This is a genomic window from Succinimonas sp. (genome assembly GCF_045225735.1).
Lineage (GTDB): Bacteria > Pseudomonadota > Gammaproteobacteria > Enterobacterales > Succinivibrionaceae > Succinimonas.
The window spans coordinates 1-2073 of the sequence record NZ_JBGVBR010000233.1 but is presented as its reverse complement, the minus strand read 5'-3'; the positions used below and the strand labels follow the sequence as shown (position 1 = coordinate 2073).

Annotated in this window: 1 protein-coding gene; it reads right to left on the bottom strand. The window is 47.8% G+C overall.

The features are described from left to right. Positions 1-379: 379 nt before the first annotated feature. Positions 380-1288, bottom strand: a complete 909-nt coding sequence (locus ACJROR_RS07990) for a DUF6273 domain-containing protein (protein ID WP_406546663.1) — start codon at positions 1286-1288, stop codon at positions 380-382. Positions 1289-2073 lie beyond the last annotated feature (785 nt).

Here is a 2073-nt window from a genome sequence, read left to right as displayed (position 1 = left end):
ACAGACACGTTGCCATGAACAACCTGGCCCCGGTAACCCGCGAGTACTTCTTCAGCTACGTGAAGTAAGGGTTTCGGGAGATAAACCGAAGGAAGAGTCCGGGAGCTGAAAGTATAAGATGACAAAGCCCCGGTTCGCAACAGTTTAAGAATGAGGTAACCGAAATGAAGAGACTTTTTAACAGATACGTTCCTGTGAACAGCCTGCCCCCGGTAACCCGCGAGTACTTCTTCAGCTACGTGAAGTAAGGCTCCTCGGATAGTTCCGGAAAAGCAAGCTAACAAACAGCAACCAAAGGCAGAGCAATCTGCCTTTTTCTTTATCTCCCACGCACGTGGCATTCCCGCGCTGTCAATCCAAAGCAGGAGATGCCTTCAAATCAAAGAACCAGGCGTATCGCGGGACGCACGGCATCGCCGCCCGCGCCTTGAGAACTGCAACTGTGAACTCCGATACCGCCATCAAAATCCACACACGTGGCGAAATCCCTGATTACAAACGATTCACCGCGTTTAACATAACCGGGCGATCTCAGCCACCACCGGCAATTGCCGTCATTGCGGTTAGACCACGTGGTTCCGTGCCGTTTTGCCACGGACGTCGGCCGGCATTGTCTCTTTCTGTTGTTCTCAAAATACCGTACCGATTCCGCAAGGCTGAGACAAAAAACCCGATCCCGGGTTACTTTCTCCGGGGATATGTCATTCAATACCTCTGAGAGCTTGATTCTTTCCTGTTCCTTTTCAGTGAAGGACGTATTCAGAAACTTTTCATTCAGCCACTTCCGGAGATCGCAATCATCCCAGTCAATTTTGACTTCGTTGTCCTTATGATACTGCCGGCAATCCAGACCGTAACGGCTGATGAGAAGAACCTCATTTCCGCTTACCTCCAAAGCCAGCCATTCTATGGGCTTTTTGACAAAGAAGCCGCTTTGGGGATACCGGCCGAACTTCAGGTAATCTCCCTGCTGAATAACCGGAGATCCGTTCACCGTGATCATTCCCGAAACATCGGAATCAAGGCATGCGGCCAGGCGCTGCCTGAGATTATCAAACAGGGAAGCCCGGGATAAAGCGCTGTCCAGCTTGGTAAGGGAATCGTTCTGCCAGTAATCTCTGTCCAGAGCTGTAAGAGCATGACCGTACTTTTCCTTGATTCTGCGAAGCTCGCCGAACCTTTTTTCCTGTGCCAGCTGATCCAGGAACTGATTAAACTCCTGGCTGTTCCGGAACCGGTACTCCTCATAGCCAAACAATGAACCAAATATTGCGCCGCAGTCATCCATATGTCATCGCTCCTTTTCCGGACAGTTATCTCCCGGACGTATCTGAACATGCCCTGCCGTAACACTCTTTGGTATCTGCTTTAATGCTTCGGGAACCAGCGTTGTTCATACCAGCTAAAGTTAACTGTCTTCATGACATGATGTCAAAACATGAGCTTCAGAATAAATGCCCCGGTAACAAAAACAGACTGAGAGCGGGGAAACTGTTAAACAAGGCATCACCGCTCTCCATCGCTTCATCTCGATACTGCTTCTTCTCAATGGCGCATCATCTCACACTTACTTTTGAACCCGGAACACCACTCGTAACAGTCATGAATCCCCGGAACCCCGGTAATGGAAAACGCCCCCGGCCGGAAAGCTATGGCGGCAGATTTCAGATTCAGATTTTGAGGACTTAAGCCATGCGTGACCAAGTACTCATTTTTCTGCCGATTTATGTAATTTCTTTTCTGCTGTCTTTCAAGAGTCTTTTATCAGAAATCGCCAGGAGCGATCTAATAAAAACAGTGCAAAATCTTATAAATTAAGCTATCAACGCTATCAGACCCTCGTTTTCCTGAAAACATTCTCAGAAAACTGAAAGTATTTTCATTAAAAAATCTTGTAGTATTTTTCCAAATTGCCATTGCGTTTTGTGCGGTATGTCACTATCATGAAAATGTGCTCAGCGAGATGAGCAGAACAAATTTCGGAGGTAATCGAAATGAAAAGACTTTTTAACAGACACGTTGCCATGAACAACCTGGCCCCGGTAACCCGCGAGTACTTCTTCAGCTACGTGA

Excerpts from the sequence above, each read along its gene's own strand:
- ACJROR_RS07990 (WP_406546663.1), bottom strand. The coding sequence starts at position 1,288 with ATGGATGACTGCGGCGCAATATTTGGTTCATTGTTTGGCTATGAGGAG.